Genomic DNA, 17,482 nt, shown 5'->3' on the forward strand with positions numbered 1-17,482 from the left:
ATCTGGAAGTCTGTTTACACAGGAACCCGCCCCTGGTGCAGATACGGCGCGATATTGCGCATCCCGCGCTGAACGTACTCTTCTTTTTCCCCTACCGGCGCGACGTAGTGAAGTGCGCTCTCTGCCGCTTCGACGCCTTCCAGACGGGCAATGATCCAGGCCGCCAGATAAGGCGAGGCGAGGCATCCGCCGGCTGTGGCGATATTGCCTTTGGCGAAGAACGCCTGGTTAAGGACATCGATGCCGGCCGCCTGAACCCACGGTTTCGTCGTCAAGTCAGTGCATGCCGGTACCCCCTCCAGCAAGCCAAGCTTTGCTAACACCAATGTGCCCGAGCATTGCGCACCCAGGAGCTGCCTCGAGGGATCAAGCTGCAACTGCGCCATAAGGGCGGTGTCAGCGACGACTTCGCGAGTCTGCATGCCGCTCCCGACAAGGACCGCATCGGCTTCGCTGGCCTCGCGCAGCGTTGCCTGGGATTCGATCACGAGCCCATTCATCGAGCGAACACGGGGCGTTGGACTGGCAATCGATACCCGCCAACCCGGCTTCTTGACACGGTTAAGAACGCCAAGCGCGATGAGGGAGTCGAGTTCGTTGAAACCTTCGAAGGTCAGGATAGCGATATGCATGGCTTGGTCTTCCCGCAAATGTGGCTTGGCATCCGCCTGAAGGAGGCGGTTGTGCAGACGCAGACTATGGCGAACAATTAGCACAATCAAATAATTGTAATGGATACATCTCCATGGCTCGTTCCCGCTATAAATCGTTGGTGGACGCGTTCGCCGCCGACATTCGCGCAGGACGTCTATCACCTGGCACGCGTCTGCCCACGCACCGAGAGCTTGCGACAAACGAAGGTCTGGCATTGGCCACCGCTACACGTGTCTACGCGGAGCTTGAGGCAATGGGTTTGGTCAGCGGCGAAACCGGCAGAGGTACTTTTGTCCGCGAGACCTCATTACCACCAGGGTTAGGCATCGACCAGCATGCCGTCGCTTCGGGAATTCTGGACCTTAACTTCAACTATCCCTCTCTACCGGGCCAGGCAGAACTGCTACGTGGCGCCTTGCGCCAACTGGCGTCTTCGGGCGATCTGGAAGCCTTGCTCCGTTATCAACCCCATGGGGGACGCCAGCATGAGCGCGCGTCAGTCGCCCGGCATCTGCAAGGCAGAGGTTTGAACATCGGCGAGGAACACGTACTGATCGTCAGCGGGGCCCAACACGGGTTGGCGGCGACAGTCATGGGGCTGCTTCGCCCGGGTGATATCGTCGCGACGGACGCCTTGACCTATCCCGGTTTCAAAGTCCTTGCCGAGACCCAGCACCTGGAATTGGCTCCCATCCCTGCTGCGGGCCACGAACCTGATCTGGATGCATTGGTTCGGCTGTGCAAGAGCAGAAGGGTACGCGCCGTGTACAGCATGCCCACCCTGCACAATCCGCTGGGATGGGTAGCCAGCGAGCATTGGCGGCAACGCCTGGTGACCATCGCCCGCGAGCACGACTTGCTTATCATTGAGGACGCCGCCTATGCGTTCCTCGCCGAGGACGCACCTGCACCCTTGGCCGCGCTTGCGCCGGAAAGAACCGTGTACGTGTCGGGCTTGTCCAAAAGTGTCGCCACCGGGCTGCGCGTCGGATTTGTCGCGGCGCCCTCGCGCTGGATACCCGCTATCGAGAGAACCATCAGAGCTACCATCTGGAACACGCCTGGCGTGATGACTTCAATCGCTTGTAACTGGCTCGACGATGGCACTGTCAGTCGCCTGGAAGGCGAAAAGCGCCAGGATGCTGCGAACCGACAGTCCATGGCCAAAGCCACGTTGACCGACCTGAAGTACATAGGCCACCCCTCCTCCTATTTTCTCTGGCTTCCTTTAGGTGAAGAGGTTCGAGCTGACCAGGTAGCGATGGCGCTAATGCACGAGCACGTTTCGGTTTCGACTGCGGAGCCCTTTTCGACTTCTGCCCATGTTCCTCACGCAATCAGGCTCGCGCTCGGATCTCTAGAGCTGGATGCCCTTCAAGTAGCACTCAAAACGGTGAAGCGAGTTGTTGATGCTTACTCTTATTGACCTGGCCGAGAATCGCTATCGGCCATGCGCTCCCTTCACCTTCGTCAGATCGCTTTCGACCAATGGGCGCTTTCGGGGAGCAGATAGCGTGTTGGCATAAATCGCCCAAGCCTCGACCTCTGCGCCGGGATGCGGTACCGGCAGGGAACTCCTGGCGGGTACCATGCATCATAAAGTATGTGGTAGATCATTCAGGATTCATGCTTTCGGAGGACACATTATGCGCCGCATATTCCTCATACCCTTGCTAACGCTTTGTCTGCCCTTTGGTTCGGCCATGGCCCACAGACACCATGTGGATGCGGACGAAATTGCCACTTCGGCAGGGCTTTCGGTGTCGCTGTACTCAACGTTGAAAGACGACAAGATCATGGTTCCCGCCCGCGATGACCTCTCCAGCTTCGTCGCGAGTGGAGGCACCATTCGCGGCGCCTATCTGGAGTCGGTGTTGATGCAGATTAGACACGATCATCCAGGCCTCAAGGCAAGCGACGAAGAACTGGCCCAAGCGCTCCTCATTCAAGATGAGCGAGCTGCCGGTCATTAGTGGCGTACGTACATCGCATCGAGTTGCAATGTCTGCGCGAGGAAGCCGCACGGCCGGTGGCCACCTGCACACCGTTCTTGCCGATGAGCAAATCTCGTTATCGGGCTGTTTCGCTGCTGACGAGCGCCTTATGCGGCCTGACGATCAGTACCAGAACCAGAGCCAGTGCTAACGCCAGCATCAGCGTGCCGGCGGTGAATGCGGCGGCGACGCGGTGCGCGAGCAACGCTTTGGCATCCGTCGCACCTACACCTGCCGCATCGAACACGACGATAAGAATGGCCAGCCCCAATGAGCCGCCCAGCTGATGAGCAACGTTGACCAGCCCTGAGGCAGCACCCGCATCTTGCGCAGCTACACCTGCAACGCCCGAGACCGTGAGAGGGCTGAGGGTGCAGCCCTGACCGATGCCGATGAGCATCATCGGCAGAGCGACTCCGGTCAGGTAAGCCGTGTCCACGCTAACCCGACTGAGCCAGGCCAGGCCCATCAGCGACAAGGTCAGGCCAGCGGCGAGTACACGTCCATTGCCAAACCGATGGGTAAGTCTGGGTACTGCCATCGCCGCCACGAAGTTCACAAGTGTCGTTGGCAGAAAGGCGATACCGGCCCCGAACGGGCCGTAGCCGAGCACACCCTGGAGGTACTGGGTCGTGAAGAACCAGAAGCCAACCATCGCGCCAAGAAAAAGTACGCGGGCAGCGTAAGCCCCTGCCCGCTCCCGGCTCGCGAACAGGCGCAGCGGCATGATCGGTTGCCTGGCTTTTCCTTCGTTGATAACGAAAACCGCCAGCAGCAGGACGCCCGCCGTAAATGTCACGACTGTGGTCGAATCGCTCCAGCCATCACTTGCGCAACGGACGATGCCGTAGACCAGAGAGCTCATGCCCAACGTCGAACTGAGGGCACCCACCACGTCAAGCTTACCGGGACGACGCACCGTCTCTGTGAGGTAGTGCCGGGCGCCGAGCATCAAGGCAATCCCGATTGGCAGGTTGATGAAAAAGCCCACGCGCCATGAAAGCCAGTCCGCAATGACACCGCCGAGCACCAGCCCGATACTGGCCCCGACACCGGCGGTCGCGCCGTAGTAAGCGAATGCACGTGTGCGCGCCGGGCCTTCGGTAAAGTTCGTCGACAGCAGGGCCAGCGTCGATGGGGCCAGAATCGCGGCGCCGACACCCTGCACTGCACGGGCAACAATCAGCCAGGCGGGTGACTGCGCCAAACCGATAGCGAGCGATGCCGCAGTGAACAACATCAGTCCGATCACCAACATCCGACGGCGGCCAAGAATATCGCCGGTCCGGGCGCCTGACAGCAGCAACCCACCGAAGGCGAGCATATAAGCGTTCTGCACCCAGGAAAGCCCGGTATGGGTGAAGTGAAGGCCCGCCTGGATCTTCGGCAGTGCCGTAATGACAATCGAGATATCGAGGACGATCATCAGATAGCTGACAAGCACGATCGCCAGCACGATCAACTGGTGAGAGCGGGTTGCACTGCCTTCAATCCCATTATTCATCTGTCACTCCGAAGGGGGGTTGCGACTTGAGGGACGGCGCCCTGAGCGTGCTTTTCACCCGGCACATGGCACCCGGTTATGCACTGGCCTCTACCTTACCTGTCGCTGCCACTCATGATTAGACAGGACAATCAGAATGCCTACATGAGATCAATTCATAAGTAACCCAAGACCCAGGCTTGATCAGCGGGCCAGGCCAGGGCTACGTTGAATCACGCTCTGACGAGCATGGCTTTCGTAGGAGCCGAGCTTGCTCGCGATGGCTATCTCAAGGGCCCCATCGCCGGCAAGAGCTAGGCGCGATACCGCAGCGCTTCAACCAGAACCGCCAACGCCCGCGACGATTGGCGGCGACTCGGATAGTAAAGATGGTAACCCGGGTACGTTGGACACCAATCTTCAAGCACCTGAATCAGACGACCTTCAGCCAGATGCTCCTGCACCAGGTCTTCGGGTATGTACGCAACGCCAAACCCGGCCAGCGCTGCCCTGAGTATCTGGGAGCTGCTATTGAACACCAGTTGGCCATCGACGCGTGCTTTCACTTCATGCCCGTCCTTGACGAACTCCCAGGCCATCAAGCCGCCATAGGTGGGCAATCGCAGGTTGATGCAGTCATGGTTGGCCAAATCTTGTAGCGTCACCGGCGGTGCTTTCCGGGCAAAGTAGGCGGGAGCCGCCACTACGGTCATCCGTAAATCCGCAGCGATGCGCGCGGCAATCATGTCTTTGGCGACCTGATCACCCAGCCGGATCCCTACGTCATATCGCTGCGCGACAATGTCGGTCAGCCCGTAGTCGATGGTAATTTCCACCTTGATGTCCGGGTAGTCCGGCAAAATTTTTGCAAGCTTTGGCCAAAGAACAGTATTCACTGCATGTTCTGCGGCATTGATACGTATGGTGCCCGCCGGTTTATCCCGAAACTCGCTCAGGGCGGTGATTTCGGATTCAATTTCCTCGAATCTGGGGGCCAGCGTGAGGAGCAGGCGTTCGCCGACTTCCGTGGGCGATACGCTGCGCGTTGTACGCGTCAGGAGCCGTAGCCCCAGTCTGGTCTCCAGCGCACGAATGGTGTGACTCAACGCGGATTGCGAGACCCCGAGTTGCGCAGCCGCTCGGGTAAAGCTGCCCTCGCGCGCGATGGTGACAAAGGCAATCAGATCGTTGTAGTTCTCGCGGGGCATTTATTAGTCCAGCTCATCAAGGATCACTCATTATGTATCCTGAAAAGCCGGTCTGCGAATTCCGGTAAGACTGCTGGAGGTTATGTCCGGTCGATGCGCTGCTGCGCACAAACCTCCCGAATGCATCCGCGCAACCAGCGATGCGCTGGATCGGCATCCAGCCGTGGATGCCAGAGCAATGAGACGGTGAACGTCGGCAAGGAAAACGGAAGAGAAAAACTGTGCATTCCGACGCGCAGGTTTGCGGTATGTCGTTCGGGAACACTGGCGATCAGGTCGGTGGCCCGGGCGAGCGCCAGTGCAGACGAAAAGCCACCGACGATCGTGACGATCTCCCTTTGCAGCCCCAATGGAGTCAAGGCTTCATCGATATCGATCGGTCCCCTGTCCAGACCCCGTCGCGAGACGCAGATGTGCCCACCGGCCGCATAACGGGAGGGAGTGATCTCGCCCTGGCTCAGCGAGTGCCCCATTCGCACGACGCCAATGAAACGGTCTCGGAACAATGCCTGCGTAAACATCTGCGCAGGAGTCGTCTTCCCCACAACGCCGGTTTCCAGATCGACGGCCCCGTCGCGAAGTGGCGCGCTGTCTTTGTTTGGCTTCTGCACGAAGCACAGCCGCACGCCGGGCGCTTGCTCGCCGACGCGCGCAATGAGGTCCGGTCCGAAGTTCTCCACAAAGCCGTCACTGGTGCGCAGCGTGAACGTTCGGACCAGCTGTTTGAGGTTGAGCATCTGCGCAGGGCGTAGAACCGCTTCTGCGTCCTGCACCAGCTGACTGACCCGCTCGCGCAGTTCGAGCGCTCGGGGTGTGGGAACCAGACCGCGTCCGGCCCTGACCAACAGCGGATCGCCCGTTGTTTCACGCAATCGCGCCAGTGCCCGACTCATCGCCGACTGGCTGAGCCGCAACCGCTGCGCTGCGCGCGCAACGCTGCCTTCTGCGAGCAGCACATCAAGGGTGACAAGCAAGTTGAGATCAGGTGTCGACATGCATCGACCATAGCACGGCGTGATTGTGACATGGCGTTAAACGCATGAATAAAGTGCAAATGGTGCGCCTTCCGCCATATCAGGCAAAGGATTACGCTTCTGACAGCTCCGTTTCGGGAGTTGCCAGAAAAAGGAGTTCATGTTGAAGCCAATCATTGCAAACCGAGATGAGACAGTCGCTGGAAGTGTGCAACGGACACCTTCGGTTCGGTGGGCGCTTGCCAGCCTGTCGCTATCGATGTTGCTGTCCTCGCTCGGCACCAGCATCGCCAATGTGGGCTTGCCGACGTTGGCTCAGGCGTTCAACGCCTCCTTTCAGGAGGTCCAGTGGATCGTCCTCGCTTATCTGCTCGCCATCACCACCTTGATCGTCAGCGTCGGAAGGCTCGGTGACATCATCGGCCGCCGCCGGCTGCTACTGGCCGGCATCTTTGTGTTCACGGTGGCCTCGGCCCTGTGCGGCTTTGCGCCCACGCTCTGGCTGCTGATTGCCGCCCGGGCGGCACAGGGCCTCGGAGCAGCCATCATGATGGCCCTGACCATGGCGTTTATCGGTGAGACGGTTGCGAAGGCAAAGACCGGTAGCGCCATGGGGTTACTGGGGACGATGTCCGCAATTGGCACCGCTCTCGGCCCGTCGCTTGGCGGCGTTCTGATCGCCGGACTCGATTGGAGGGCCCTCTTCCTCATCAACGTACCGCTGGGCATCCTGACTTTTGTTCTCGCGCATCGCTCCCTGCCTGCCGATCGCCAGAGACCAAGGACCGATCGTGCCGGTTTTGACCCTGTGGGCACCCTGCTGCTGGCGCTGACGCTCGCGGCCTATGCACTCGCCATGACCATGGGGCGCGGCAGCTTCGGTGCGCTCAACATCGCTCTGCTGCTGGCTGCTGTCTTTGGAGCCGGCCTCTTCGTGTTCGCCGAGGCGAGAGCCGCATCACCCTTGATCCGATTGGCGATATTCCGCGATCCCGTGCTGAGCGCGAGCCTGACGATGAGCGCGCTCGTCTCGACGGTGATGATGGCGACGCTGGTGGTCGGGCCGTTCTACCTCTCTCGTGCACTCGGGCTCAACCTGGCTCTGGTTGGCGTCGTCATGTCGATTGGCCCAATCATCTCAGCACTGAGCGGTGTCCCGGCTGGTCGTATTGTCGACCGTTTGGGCGCGCCAAACACAGTCATCGCTGGACTCATCGCAATGGCGGCTGGCTCATTGGCTCTATCCGTGCTTGCGGCGATGTTCGGCATTGCGGGCTACATTGCTGCCATCGTCGTCTTGACCCCCGGTTATCAGCTATTCCAGGCCGCTAACAACACTGCCGTGATGATGGATGTCCACCCGGACCAGCGTGGCGTCATTTCCGGCATGCTCAGCCTGTCGCGCAATCTTGGACTGATCACCGGTGCATCCGTTATAGGTGCGGTGTTCGTGTTCGCATCGGCGACGACCGACTTCACGACGGCATCCCCCGAGGCCGTTGCCTCCGGTATGCAGATCACGTTCGCAGTCGCGCTCGCGCTGATCGCCGCTGCGCTGGCCATCGCGGCTGGAAGTCGCGGCTGGAAGTCGCGCGCTGGTGGCACGCCCTTCGCTCCCTGAAGACGTCTCATGAGGCAGAAAACAAAAGGCGACACGTATATTTTCCCCCAACCGGTCTTTGTCAAGAGCACACGCTCCTATCGTGCTGTACCGCCGTGAGGCTTATAGAAAAGAAACTTTCCGGTCTCGGTGGTCTTGATGTATTCCCTGGCCCTGGAGAAGGACGATTACCAAGCAGGTTGCCATGCATGGGAGGCGCATGGTCGAACCTTCTGACTGAACCCGTTGGTTTTACACACTATAGTCATCAAATCATTCCATCAGACTGACAGCACATTGCACTTACGCTGTCCGCTAAACATGGCGCTGTGTGAAATGAAATCGCGCATCATGGGCACAGTCAGCTCAAGGGAGACTTACATGCACGTCCTGTCATCCGTTATGCATCTTGCCGCGTTGTCTCTGGGACTGGTGTTCGCCGCCACTGCGATGGCGAGCGAAGAGACTCAGCTGGTCGAGTCGATCAACGCCTATCGCAGCCAGGTGCAGCGCTGTGGGGGCCAGGCGTCTTCGGAGCTGCCACCGCTAGCGGCCGATCCGCGTCTGGTCCTGTCGGCCAGTAGCATCGGGAACCTGCAGCAGGCGCTGGCGAATGCGGCTTATCCGATGGTCAGCGTGCAGGCGATCAGCTTGTCCGGGCCGCGTGATGCGCAGTCGGCCATGAAGGCGGTGCAGGAAAGCTTCTGCCAGGTTGTGCTGAACCCGCAATTCATCGATATCGGCGTGAGCCGCGAGGGAGGTCAGTGGCGCATCGTGCTGGCGCGTCCGCTGTTGGCCGCACGCTTGGGCGACTGGCAAGCGGAGGGACAGAAGCTACTCGCAATGATCAACACCGCCCGCACGCAGCCGCGCCATTGCGGCGCCCAATCCTTTGCCGCCACGACGCCGCTGGCCTGGAACGCCATGCTGGCGACGGCGGCCCAGACCCATACCCGGGCCATGGCCAATAACAACTTCTTCGATCACAAAGACCGCGATGGCCACACGCCGGGTGACCGGGCTGAACTGGCGGGCTACGTCGGTCGGCAGATCGGCGAGAACATCGCCGCCGGGCAGGACACCGTGCGCAGGGTGGTAGATGGCTGGCTGGCCAGCCCCGGTCACTGCGCCAACCTGATGAACCCGGAGTTTCGTGAGCTGGGTGCTGCCTATGCGGTTGATCCGAAGAGTGATGCGGGAATCTACTGGACGGCAATGTTCGGTACGCAGTGAGTGCCTGAACGCGTTTCTATACTTTCGCCGCTGAAGACGGCACCTTTGAGTCTGGCCCGCGCAAGACACAGCTGCCCGCACAAGGTGAGGGCAGCTGCTCAGATCCGAAAACTGCCAACCAACTGCTTCAGGCGGCCTGCCTGCTGCTCCAGATCGGAACAGGCCCGCAAGGTCGACTGCAGGTTTTCCACGCCGTCCTGATTAAGGGTGTTGATCTCTCTAATGTCCGTATTGATCGACTCGACCACGGCGGTCTGTTCTTCCGTGGCGGTGGCAACCGATTGGTTCATGCCGTCGATCTCACCGATGCGCAGGGTCACGCTATTCAAGCGCTCGCCGGCCAGGTTGGCGATCTCCACGCTTTCCAGGCTGTGGCGTTGGCTCTGACTCATGGTACTGACCGACTCGCGGGCGCCAACTTGCAGCTCTTCGATCATCGTCTGCACCTGTTGCGCCGACTCCTGGGTGCGATGGGCCAGGTTGCGCACCTCATCGGCGACCACCGCAAAACCACGCCCGGCCTCTCCGGCGCGGGCAGCTTCAATGGCGGCGTTAAGTGCCAGCAGGTTGGTTTGCTGGGAGATGCTGGTGATCACCTCGAGAATCTGCCCGATATTCACCGTTTTGCTGTTGAGGGTCTCGATATTGCCGCTGGAGGTGCTGAGCATCCCGGACAACTGGTTCATGGCCTGGATGGATCGATCGACGACCTGTTGACCGTCTTCAGCCAGACTCCGGGCATCGCTGGCCTGATGCGAGGCAAGGGCTGCGTTGCGGGCAATTTCCTGTGCAGCTGCGCCCAGCTGGTTGATGGCGGCCGCCACGCTATTGGTTCGGCTGGATTGTTGGTCAGAGTTGAGCATCGACGAATTGGACGCGCTGACCACCCGCAGGGCCACTTCGTTGACGTGTTCGGTGGCCGAGGAGACCTCGCGGATCGAAGCATGAACCCGCTCGACAAAGCGATTGAAAGCCGTACCAAGGGTGCCGAACTCGTCCTGGGACTGGATGGTCAGGCGCTTGGTCAGATCGCCTTCACCGTCGGCAATATCCTGCATGGCCCGGGTCATCACCCGCAGCGGACGCATCAGGATGCGAATCAGCATGCTGAGCAAAGCGATGATAATCAGCACAGCGATGAGGGTGGCGACCAGCGCTGAAGTACGGAACTCACTGAGCATCGAGAACGCCTTGTCCTTGTCCACGGACAAACCGATATACCAGTTCAGTGAGGGCAAGCCTTTGATCGGTGCAAACGTGACAATCCGGCTTTTGCCATCCGCTTGAACTTCACTGATATCGCTGCTGATGCGCGGGGTATCCTGGGCATAGACATCCTTGAGTGTCTTCATCACCAGCGCTTTGTTCGGGTGGACCAGAATCTTGCCATCGGCGCTGACCAGGAAGGCATAGCCCATGCCATTGAAGTCCAGGGCATTGATACTGTCGGCAATGGCCTGCAGGCCCAGATCACCGCCAGCGACACCCAGGGTTTGTCCGGCCCTGTTGACCGCGTCGACGACGGAGATGACCAGGTTACCGGTCGTGGCGTCGATGTAAGGCTCGGTGACGGTCGGGCCGCCGCTTTTGAGCGCATCCTTGTACCAGGGGCGAGCACGAGGGTCGTAGCCATCCGGCATCCTGGCATCCGGATAAGTCATGAATTTACCGTCTTTATCCCCCACATAGGTGGCGATAAATGTCGACGCAAGAGCCTGCTGTTTGAGCAACAGCGTGATGTTTTCCGCGGTCGGATCTATCGCCACCGACTGTGAAAGATTTTCCATCAACAACACTCTGCCATTGAGCCAGTTGGCAATGTTGCTCGCGGTGACACCGCCCATTTCCTGAAGATAACTATCCAGGTTTTTACGGATCGCGCCGCGTTGCAGGTAGTCGTTGTAGGCGGTGAATAACGCGAAAGCGGCGATGACAATCAGCGAGACGACAAGCAGGATCTTGTGGCTGAACTTCAGGTTATTGCTCACGGGCGGGTAATCCACTCAAGCCTGCTGGGTAATAGTTCACTTTCAACCTGGTTCGCAGTTCCGCTCAGAAGCACAAGCGTGCTCTCGAACCGGGCCAGCCCTTCCTCCGTATCGGCCTGGGACACAATCAAACTGGGGGCAAAGCGCAGCACATCGGGACCTGCCTGCAACAACATCAGCCCCTGCCCGGCCGCCGCGGTCAGTACCTCCTTTGCTCGCCCGCGCCAGACGCCGCTGAGCTCGCAGCCGATGAGTAGCCCCAACCCGCGAATTTCGTTGAACATGCCATATTGCTCGGCCATTTGGGCAAGGCGAGACTTGAACTGTTCGGCGCGTTGTTTGACGCCATCGAGCAGGCTCTGCTCGCTCACCAGATCAAACACCGCCTCGGCCACCGCACAGCCCAGAGGGTTACCACCGTAGGTGGTGCCATGGGTGCCCGGCAGCAGATGTTGAGCCAGCCCTTCTCGAGTCAGCATCGCGCCGATCGGGAACCCGCCGCCCAGGCTCTTGGCACTGGTCAGGATGTCGGGTTCAACGCCGTAATGCTGGTAAGCGAACAGCTCTCCAGTGCGCCCCACCCCGGTCTGCACCTCGTCAAAGATCAACAATGCATTGAATTGATCGCAAAGCGTGCGGGCACCTTCCAGGTAAGAACGTTCCGCCGGGAGCACACCGCCCTCACCCTGTATCGGCTCAAGGACCACCGCGCAGGTTCTGTCCGAGATCGCGCTCTGCAGTGCAGCCAGATCATTGAAAGGTACATGGCTAATCCCTTCGATTTTCGGGCCGAAGCCGTCGGAGTATTTAGGCTGGCCGCCCACACACACGGTAAACAGGGTTCTGCCATGGAAGCTGTTCAACGCGGCGATGATTTCATATTTTTCCTCGCCATAACGGTCATGGGCCACCCGTCGTGCGAGCTTGAATGCCGCCTCATTCGCCTCGGCTCCCGAGTTGCAGAAGAACGCGCGGTCGGCGAAGGTCGCATCCACCATCTTGCGCGCCAGGCGCAACGCAGGCTCGTTGGTAAATACGTTGGAGATATGCCAGAGCTTGTTCGCTTGCTCCGTCAGGGCACTGACCAGTTTCGGGTGAGCATGGCCGAGCACATTAACGGCGATCCCGCCGGCGAAATCGATCAACTCACGACCACTCTGGTCCCAGACCCGTGATCCTTTGCCGCGGACCGGAATAAACGGCGCAGGTGCATAGTTGGGAACCATGAAACGATCGAAATCTCCACGACCGACGGCCTCCTGCTTGTTTTGCTTTGGCAAATGCACTTCGGCCAACATGCAGCGAGCACTACCGCCACCGATCAGTTCGATCGTATCGATGTTCACCGGCAATGGCTTGGCATGTCGCTCGATAAGTTGGCGTTGTTCGGTATGCAGGGAGAACCAGGCGGTCCGCGACATTACCAGGATGGGCTCACCCTTTCGGTTGTGAACTTCCAGCATGTTGCCCGCAAACGACTCGAGCTGATCCCAGGTCAGTGGCAGGATTTCCTTTCCACTGGATCGCAGCTGAGCCTCAAGCCCGGCGCGCTCCTGAAGATCACTGACGGCCTCCAGGCAGACCACGGCAAGACGAGTGCCGACGCTCATCATCACGTTGGTGTGATAGATCGCCACCCCTTCACGGTCAACGGCGCTAAAGGCACACAAATGGTACCCAAGGCTCTCGACAAACTTGCGCAGTGCATCGACATGGGTACGCGTCGAATAACCGGCGTAACAGATACGTTGAACTCGATCGAGCACCATGCTGCCGGTGCCCTCCAGGAACAGCTCCTGCTGCTCCAGCTCGGTAAAATCGAGCACCTGTTCGATTGAATAGTCCTGCAGCAACGCTTGCAGAACACCCTTGTCACGCTCCAGCCGGCGGTTCTGTCCCTGCATGGGGTACAGCACAAGCGTGCCGTCGGCATGACTGCTCCACCAGTTGTTAGGGAAAATCGAGTCAGGCGTATGTGGGGACAGACTGTCCTGGGCCACCAGCACTTCGACGCCCTGCTCGCGCAATACAGCTACATAGCCGTCAAACTCCTCAAGGGCCTGAGCCTGCGCCTGATCGTGCGGCAATGAGCACTTCTGAAATCGATTGTTCGCGGCGGTATCAACATTGAAGGAGAACCGCGAAGGCCGAATCATCAACACTGTATTAGTCGTTTGCATGGGAGCCTTTCAAGAAAGGGAAGTGAGTGCCGCTATTCTCCCTCCACTCAAGCGTCCGACTTGGCTGTTATCTAATGAGCCCTCGACTCAGAATGCTGAAAGCTTCACTTCGGCAGCCGATTCCGCTCTTGCTGATTGGCTGTACCGAACCTGGCGGCTCAAGAGGTCGTAGTGATATTTCCTGGTTAAATCACTACGACCCTTTCTCGATGTTCAATCAAAACCATCAATCAATGAGTCTTGGGTTCACGCCTGGCTCGTATTACTCGGGGACAGCCTTGCCTGCGCTCCCGATCACATCGTCCGCCCAGCTCATGGCCGCCACGACGGTCGGGAAACCGATCGTGCTCGTCAGTGAGATCAGTGTGTGATGGATCTGCTCAGTCGTAGCGCCGGCTTCCAGTGCCCGCCTGACATGACTGTGCACTGCGCCCTCAGAGCGGATGGCCGCCGCGGCACTGAGCTGGATCAACTGGACGACCGTCTCGTCCAGCGGGCCGGCATGCCGCACGGCGGCACCCAAGGCCTGCACAGCGCCAAAGTAATCCGGGTACTGCTGTTTGAGACGTTGGTAGGTGTTGTGCTCTCTCTTGCGTTCCATCTTTATCTCCTCGCGTTGGAGGTGCGACGGGGGTTGCCTTATTGAATCAGTATGGCGGAAGGCAGCGGGAGTCGAACCTGCCCGGGAACGGCTGCCGTCCCCAACCGGGTTTGAAGCCCGGCCGCGCCACCGGGCGCGATTGCCTTCCTGGAAATCAGCCCTCGGTTCTTTGCGCCAATGCATTGTCCGGGCGAATGTGGCGCTGGTCGCCGAGCCGTCGGGTCAAGCCTATACGGTCGAAGAACTCGAGAATCTGGATACTGCGCTTGCGGCCGATACCTGCGGTATCGCGAAACGCCGCTGCCTGAATCGCCGGGTTATCGGCGGCCAGTTTCAAGAGCATAGCCGCCAATCGGCGCACCGTAGCATCAGCGTAAAACAGGTCACGCACGACCTGGTGCACCTGCCCTGATCTCGCCATCTTGCGCAGCAGCAAGCGTACGGCCGCTTCGTCACGGCCGATGGCGCTGGCCAGGTCGCGTACCCAGGGTGGATCGAAGCCAGCCTGTTCCACCAGCGGCTGCAATCGTTGCCACATGGCCTCGTCTTCTTCGCTCAGGCGCACCTGGTGTTCGGGTAAGTGCAGCCACGGCCCGCTGGCTGCAATGGCGCCGCTGGCCAGCAATTCGTCGAGCAGACTGATGAATGTCGGTCGGTCCAGCGGCGTGGCCGCGAACCGGCGCAAGCGATCCCGGTCCGGTCCCAGTTGGTCCGGTTCAAGTTGATGAAAGCGCGCCAGTTGCTCCAGCAGCGAAGCTTTCAGGGCCTGCCAACGGACAGTACTGAACAACAACGGGCCTTGGCGCGTGGCAATGACGCAGACATCCGCGGGCAACTGCCAGGTGCTGCGCAGGCGATTGAACTGCCGCTCCAGGCGCTGAGGATCAAGCCCTGTGTCACTGTTGGCCAGCAGCGCAGGCAATACCTGCTCCAGACTCTCGGTTGCGGCCAGGGCCTGTAGCTGCGCCAACCGTGCCGGACTGCGGCGCTGGCGGGCCGGTGCGAACGGGTCGAGCACGCGGCCGCCGCCGAGGGTGCGCCGGGCACTCTGGTCGCGCAGGACCAGGCGGTCGCCATGCACCGCCTGCAGCGGCGCGTTCACCAACAGTTGCGCGAACATCCGCTCACCCGGTGCCAAGCGGGTGCCCTCCAGCAAGGCGACCCGGGCGGTGACGTCCTGAGTGCCCAGATGCACGTGTACCGGGCTGAAATGTTCGAAGGCGCGTGGTTCGCTGCCCAGCAACTGCATCTCGATGTCCAGGCGTTGAGTGGGTGCATACAGCCACTCGGCCAGCAACCAGTCGCCACGGTGGATCTGCTCCAGGGCCAGGCGTTCGGCGCTCAGGTTCAACGCCACTCGCTGCCCGGCCCAGGCCTGGACGGTGGCCTGGTTCTGCGCATGCAAGCCACGCACCCGCACAGGCTTGCCGGCCTGGCCCAGCAGCAGCGTGTCGCCCACCCGCACTTGCCCGGCGAGGGCGGTGCCGGTGACCACAATACCGGCCCCGGCTACGCTGAAGGCACGGTCGATGGCCAGGCGCAAACCGCCGCAGGCGCTACGCTGCCGGACCTCGCGCTGGGCCGCCAGCAACGCCTGACGCAGGGCCTCGATGCCCTCCCCGGTCAGGCTCGACACCACGAACTGCGGAGCGCCGCAATAAGGCCCGGGCGCCAGCAATGCCGTAACCTGGGCTTGTACCGCCTGCACCCGGGCCGGCTCGACCCGGTCGCATTTGCTGATCGCCACCAGCGCCTTGGGGATGCCCAACAGCTCGACAATCGCCAGATGCTCGCAGGTCTGAGGCATCACCCCGTCATCGGCAGCCACCACCAGCAGCACCAGGTCAATGCCCTGGGCGCCAGCGAGCATGTTGTGGATGAAGCGCTCGTGGCCGGGTACGTCGATAAAGCCGATCAGGCTCGCCCCCGGTTCCAGCGCGGCATATAGGTAGCCCAGATCGATGGTGATGCCGCGCTCGCGCTCTTCCCGGCGGCGGTCGCCGGCCTGGCCGGTCAGGGCCTTGAGCAAGGCGGTCTTGCCGTGGTCGATGTGTCCTGCGGTGCCGACGATCACTTTGCCTCGCCCTCCCCTTGTAGCTGGTCCAGTTGGGCGAGCCAGGCCGCCTCGTCGTCCAGTTGGCGCAGGTCCAGCCACAGGGCATCGTCGTCGATGCGGCCGAGCACCGGAATGGGCAAGGCCCGCAAGGCCGCCTCCAGGCCATGCAGCTGATGTCCGCGCAGCCGTTTGGGCACATGCGGGCGCAGGCACAGGGCGGCGCTTGGCAACCGTGCCAGCGGTTGGCTGCCGCTGCCGATCATGCCCAGCGCCGGCAGAGCGGCCACCCCCCAGCCGTCGCCCAGCACGCGAGCCAACAGCGGGCGCAGGCGTTCGGCCTGGGCGAGGATATCGGCTTGCGGGCGGGTCAGCAGGCGCAGGCTGGGCAAGCGTTCGGCCAGCCGGTCGGGGTCGCGGTACAGACCCAACACCGCTTCGAGGGCCGCCAGGGTCAGTTTGTCGACCCGCAAGGCACGCTTGAGCGGGTTTTTCTTGATCCGCGCGATCAGGTCCTTGCGGCCTACGATCAACCCGGCCTGGGGACCACCCAACAACTTGTCACCGCTGAAGGTGACGATATCGGCCCCATCGGCCAGGGCTTGTCGCACCGTGGGTTCGGCGGGCAAGCCCCAGCGGGTCAGGTCCAGCAGGCTACCGCTGCCCAGGTCTTCGAGCAGTGGCAGGCCATGCCGGTGAGCCAGTTGTGCCAGTTCGGCGGTCGGCACCTGGGCGGTGAAGCCCTGGATGCTGTAATTGCTGGTGTGCACGCGCATCAACAGACCGCTGCGCGGGCCGATGGCGGCCTCGTAGTCGTGGGCATGGGTGCGGTTGGTGGTGCCGACTTCATGCAGCCTGACCCCGGCCCGGGCCATGATGTCGGGAATGCGAAATGCGCCGCCGATTTCGATCAGTTCGCCGCGGGAGATGATGCCCTCTTTGCGCGCCCCCAGACTGTTGAGCGCCAGCAACACGGCAGCGGCGTTGTTGTTGACCACCGTCACCGCCTCGGCGCCGGTCAGCTCGCGGAGCAGATTTTCGATCAAGTCGTCGCGGTCGCCGCGCTTGCCGCTTTGCAGGTCCAACTCCAGATTGAGCGGATAGCGGGCAGCCAGTTGCACCGCCTCGATGGCTTCCTGCGGCAATAGCGCCCGCCCCAGGTTGGTGTGCAGCACCGTGCCGGTGAGGTTGAACACCCGCCGCACCCGGCTGCTGTGTTGGGTTGCCAGGCGCTCGCCTGCCCTGCCCACTAATACCTGGTCGGTGAATTCAACGGCGTCGAGTTGGCCAAGCCGGACCGGTTCACGCACGTCATCGAGCAATTGCCGCAGAGTGGCGAGCAAGGCGTCGCGGCCATAACGTTCGGCCAGTGGCTGGCAGGCAGGGCTGCGCAGCAGGCTGTCGATGGAGGGCAGATGCAATGGGGGCTTGGCAGACAACATAGCAATTCCCACAGTCTGTACAGGCCTTGAGTGTAGATGCCGTCTTGCTCCTCGTAAGGCAAGCGCTAACGT

General features: G+C 60.9%; 13 protein-coding genes, 1 tRNA gene and 2 pseudogenes. 4 read left to right on the forward strand and 12 right to left on the reverse strand.

What is annotated here, in order from left to right:
* Positions 1-14: 14 nt before the first annotated feature.
* Positions 15-632 carry a DJ-1/PfpI family protein gene (locus AC07W5_RS17195; protein WP_495012819.1) on the reverse strand — a complete coding sequence of 206 codons (618 nt, stop codon included), beginning with the start codon at positions 630-632 and terminating at the stop codon, positions 15-17.
* Positions 633-745: 113 nt separating this feature from the next.
* Here AC07W5_RS17195 and AC07W5_RS17200 point away from each other — a divergent pair, with 113 nt between their 5' ends.
* The gene (locus tag AC07W5_RS17200; protein ID WP_495023909.1) at positions 746-2,080 is read left to right on the forward strand and encodes an aminotransferase-like domain-containing protein; all 1,335 of its coding nucleotides are present in this window, start codon (positions 746-748) and stop codon (positions 2,078-2,080) included.
* A gap of 220 nt (positions 2,081-2,300) precedes the next feature.
* Positions 2,301-2,627 (forward strand): DUF2388 domain-containing protein, encoded by a 327-nt coding sequence (locus AC07W5_RS17205; RefSeq protein WP_494992834.1) that lies wholly within the window; start codon positions 2,301-2,303, stop codon positions 2,625-2,627.
* 97 nt (positions 2,628-2,724) lie between these two features.
* Here the strand turns inward: AC07W5_RS17205 and AC07W5_RS17210 are convergent, their stop codons facing one another.
* The 3 genes from AC07W5_RS17210 to AC07W5_RS17220 form a co-directional block, all read right to left on the reverse strand.
* Complete coding sequence (locus AC07W5_RS17210; protein WP_495023910.1) at positions 2,725-4,152, reverse strand: MFS transporter; 1,428 nt, start codon at positions 4,150-4,152, stop codon at positions 2,725-2,727.
* Between the two features lie 293 nt (positions 4,153-4,445).
* Positions 4,446-5,339 carry a LysR family transcriptional regulator gene (locus tag AC07W5_RS17215; RefSeq protein WP_495012815.1) on the reverse strand — a complete coding sequence of 298 codons (894 nt, stop codon included), beginning with the start codon at positions 5,337-5,339 and terminating at the stop codon, positions 4,446-4,448.
* 80 nt (positions 5,340-5,419) lie between these two features.
* Positions 5,420-6,334, reverse strand: coding sequence for a LysR family transcriptional regulator (locus tag AC07W5_RS17220; protein ID WP_495023911.1), 915 nt, complete (start codon positions 6,332-6,334; stop codon positions 5,420-5,422).
* Positions 6,335-6,473: 139 nt separating this feature from the next.
* On the opposite strand from AC07W5_RS17220, the gene AC07W5_RS17225 reads away from it, so the two are divergent.
* The gene (locus AC07W5_RS17225; RefSeq protein ID WP_495023912.1) at positions 6,474-7,934 is read left to right on the forward strand and encodes an MFS transporter; all 1,461 of its coding nucleotides are present in this window, start codon (positions 6,474-6,476) and stop codon (positions 7,932-7,934) included.
* Positions 7,935-8,294: 360 nt separating this feature from the next.
* Entirely contained in the window at positions 8,295-9,146 is an 852-nt protein-coding gene (locus AC07W5_RS17230; RefSeq protein ID WP_495023913.1) for a CAP domain-containing protein, read from the forward strand.
* Between the two features lie 98 nt (positions 9,147-9,244).
* Here AC07W5_RS17230 and AC07W5_RS17235 read toward each other — a convergent pair whose 3' ends face one another.
* The 8 genes and pseudogenes from AC07W5_RS17235 to selA all read right to left on the reverse strand — a co-directional run bounded on the left by AC07W5_RS17235 (position 9,245) and on the right by selA (position 17,410).
* Positions 9,245-10,009 (reverse strand): methyl-accepting chemotaxis protein, encoded by a 765-nt coding sequence (locus tag AC07W5_RS17235; protein ID WP_494993088.1) that lies wholly within the window; start codon positions 10,007-10,009, stop codon positions 9,245-9,247.
* A 93-nt stretch (positions 10,010-10,102) separates the two neighbouring features.
* Positions 10,103-11,149, reverse strand: a pseudogene (locus AC07W5_RS17240) (HAMP domain-containing protein); the annotation flags it as partial.
* Positions 11,131-12,360, reverse strand: a complete 1,230-nt coding sequence (locus tag AC07W5_RS17245; protein WP_495024016.1) for an aspartate aminotransferase family protein — start codon at positions 12,358-12,360, stop codon at positions 11,131-11,133. The pseudogene AC07W5_RS17240 and the gene AC07W5_RS17245, both read right to left, overlap by 19 nt.
* Before the next feature lie 39 nt (positions 12,361-12,399).
* A pseudogene (gene ctlX / locus AC07W5_RS17250) lies at positions 12,400-13,314 on the reverse strand (citrulline utilization hydrolase CtlX); the annotation flags it as partial.
* 262 nt (positions 13,315-13,576) lie between these two features.
* On the reverse strand, positions 13,577-13,915 hold the full coding sequence (locus AC07W5_RS17255) for a carboxymuconolactone decarboxylase family protein (RefSeq protein ID WP_494992829.1): 339 nt from the start codon (positions 13,913-13,915) through the stop codon (positions 13,577-13,579).
* Positions 13,916-13,967: 52 nt separating this feature from the next.
* Positions 13,968-14,063 (reverse strand) — tRNA-Sec (locus tag AC07W5_RS17260).
* Positions 14,064-14,069: 6 nt separating this feature from the next.
* The gene (gene selB, locus AC07W5_RS17265; protein ID WP_495023914.1) at positions 14,070-15,989 is read right to left on the reverse strand and encodes a selenocysteine-specific translation elongation factor; all 1,920 of its coding nucleotides are present in this window, start codon (positions 15,987-15,989) and stop codon (positions 14,070-14,072) included.
* On the reverse strand, positions 15,986-17,410 hold the full coding sequence (gene selA / locus AC07W5_RS17270; protein WP_495023915.1) for an L-seryl-tRNA(Sec) selenium transferase: 1,425 nt from the start codon (positions 17,408-17,410) through the stop codon (positions 15,986-15,988). Before selA ends, selB begins: the two co-directional genes overlap by 4 nt.
* Between the last annotated feature and the right edge of the window lie 72 nt (positions 17,411-17,482).

The sequence above is a fragment of the Pseudomonas sp. GW821-FHT01E05 genome, from assembly GCF_059422425.1.

Excerpts from the sequence above, each read along its gene's own strand:
- AC07W5_RS17195 (WP_495012819.1), bottom strand. The coding sequence starts at position 632 with ATGCATATCGCTATCCTGACCTTCGAAGGTTTCAACGAACTCGACTCC.
- AC07W5_RS17200 (WP_495023909.1), top strand. The coding sequence starts at position 746 with ATGGCTCGTTCCCGCTATAAATCGTTGGTGGACGCGTTCGCCGCCGAC.
- AC07W5_RS17205 (WP_494992834.1), top strand. The coding sequence starts at position 2,301 with ATGCGCCGCATATTCCTCATACCCTTGCTAACGCTTTGTCTGCCCTTT.
- AC07W5_RS17210 (WP_495023910.1), bottom strand. The coding sequence starts at position 4,152 with ATGAATAATGGGATTGAAGGCAGTGCAACCCGCTCTCACCAGTTGATC.
- AC07W5_RS17215 (WP_495012815.1), bottom strand. The coding sequence starts at position 5,339 with ATGCCCCGCGAGAACTACAACGATCTGATTGCCTTTGTCACCATCGCG.
- AC07W5_RS17220 (WP_495023911.1), bottom strand. The coding sequence starts at position 6,334 with ATGTCGACACCTGATCTCAACTTGCTTGTCACCCTTGATGTGCTGCTC.
- AC07W5_RS17225 (WP_495023912.1), top strand. The coding sequence starts at position 6,474 with ATGTTGAAGCCAATCATTGCAAACCGAGATGAGACAGTCGCTGGAAGT.
- AC07W5_RS17230 (WP_495023913.1), top strand. The coding sequence starts at position 8,295 with ATGCACGTCCTGTCATCCGTTATGCATCTTGCCGCGTTGTCTCTGGGA.
- AC07W5_RS17235 (WP_494993088.1), bottom strand. The coding sequence starts at position 10,009 with ATGCTCAACTCTGACCAACAATCCAGCCGAACCAATAGCGTGGCGGCC.
- AC07W5_RS17245 (WP_495024016.1), bottom strand. The coding sequence starts at position 12,360 with ATGGTTCCCAACTATGCACCTGCGCCGTTTATTCCGGTCCGCGGCAAA.
- AC07W5_RS17255 (WP_494992829.1), bottom strand. The coding sequence starts at position 13,915 with ATGGAACGCAAGAGAGAGCACAACACCTACCAACGTCTCAAACAGCAG.
- selA (WP_495023915.1), bottom strand. The coding sequence starts at position 17,410 with ATGTTGTCTGCCAAGCCCCCATTGCATCTGCCCTCCATCGACAGCCTG.